The sequence below is a fragment of the Kocuria sp. ZOR0020 genome (assembly GCF_000800955.1).
In the GTDB taxonomy this organism is placed as follows: Bacteria; Actinomycetota; Actinomycetes; order Actinomycetales; family Micrococcaceae; genus Kocuria; species Kocuria subflava.
The window spans coordinates 1-1542 of the sequence record NZ_JROX01000171.1 but is presented as its reverse complement, the minus strand read 5'-3'; the positions used below and the strand labels follow the sequence as shown (position 1 = coordinate 1542).

Below are 1542 nucleotides of genomic sequence, written 5' to 3'. Positions count from 1 at the left end.
CCCTACGGGTCAGGATGAGTTGAGGCCGGTGGTTCATAGCAAGTCCGCCAGCGTGGGGCGTGAACCAGGAGTCCAATCATCATGAGTTCGTCTTTGATCGCGGTGCGCGACGATGGTCGTATGCCCAGTCCCGGACCTCGTTCGGGGGGTCCGACCTCGCGGAGGTCGTTCTCCTCGGCGCAGAAGCTTGACCACCTGGCCGCCTACGAGGTGGCCGTCGCCAGCGGCCTGGGCGGTGCGTACCTGCGCGAGCACGGGTTGTACTCCTCGCTGGTCAGCGAGTGGCGCCGGATGCGTGACGCAGGGGTCCTCGCGGGGAAACAACCTGGGGAGAAGATCGGGCGGCTGTCGGCCGAGCAGGCGGAGATCGCCCGGTTGCGCCGTCAGCTCGACAAGGCCGAGCGGAGGTTGGTGACGACCGAGGCGGCGCTGGTGATCATGGGAAAAGCACACGATCTCTTGGACGTGCTTACCAAGAGATCGCGGGACGACTCCGAGCACACCACGCGTTGATGGCTACCTACCGTGAGCTGACCGGTGCGGGGGTCCCGACCCGGGCCGCGGCGATCCTGGTCGGGGTGTCGCGGGCGACCGCGACCCGCCGCCCCCGCACCCCGGTGGTGACCAGGGCCCGGGTGCCGGTGAACAAGCTCACCGACGCGGAACGGGCCGAGGTCCTGGCGGTCGTGAACAGCCCCAGGTTCGTGGACCTGCCCCCGATCCAGATCTACGCCCACCTGCTCGACGAGGGCGTGTATCTGGGGTCGATCTCCACGATCTACCGGGTGTTGACCGCGAACGCGCAGATCAAGGAGCGCCGCCGGTTGGCCCGCCACCCGGCCCGGACCATCCCCGAGCTCGTCGCCACCGCCCCCGGGCAGGTCTACTCGTGGGACATCACCAAGCTCGCCGGGCCCATCAAGGGCACCTACTTCGACGCCTACGTGATGATCGACATCTACTCCCGCTACATCGTCGGCGCGCACGTGCACGCGGCCGAGTCCGCCGTCCTGGCGGCCGAGATGATGAAGGAGATCTTCGGGGTCCACGGCATCCCGCAGGTCGTGCACGCCGACCGGGGCACGTCCATGACGTCCAAGACCGTCGCGGCGCTCCTGGCGGACCTGGAGGTCACCAAGTCACACAGCCGGCCCCGGGTGAGCAACGACAACCCCTACTCCGAAGCGTGGTTCAAGACGTTGAAGTTCGCGCCCGTGTTCCCCGAACGCTTCGGCTCCCTGACTGACGCCCGGTCGTTCATGGCCGACTTCGTCGCCGGCTACAACCATCACCACCACCACACCGGCATCGGACTGAACACCCCCGCTGACGTCCACTACGGCCTCGCCGCGGCGAAGGCTGGCGAGCGGGCTCTCGTCCTGGCCGCCGCCCGCGCCCGCAACCCCGAACGATTCGCCACCAACCGCGATCCGAAGATCCTGGCCATCCCACCGACGGCCTGGATCAACCAACCCGCCGACAACACCGGCATCGAGCTAGCCGCCTAACACCCACCGGCCTCAACTACCTTGACAAATTCCG

The 1542-nt window shown here is 67.6% G+C and carries 1 protein-coding gene; it reads left to right on the top strand.

The genetic code is table 11. The features are described from left to right. The first annotated feature begins 120 nt into the window (after positions 1-120). Positions 121-1508, top strand: a protein-coding gene (locus L979_RS10525; RefSeq protein WP_094067111.1) for an IS3 family transposase whose coding sequence is annotated in 2 segments (ribosomal slippage) — positions 121-463 and positions 463-1508 — 1389 coding nt in all. Because the reading frame shifts where the segments join, the coding sequence is not laid out codon by codon here. Positions 1509-1542: the final 34 nt, after the last annotated feature.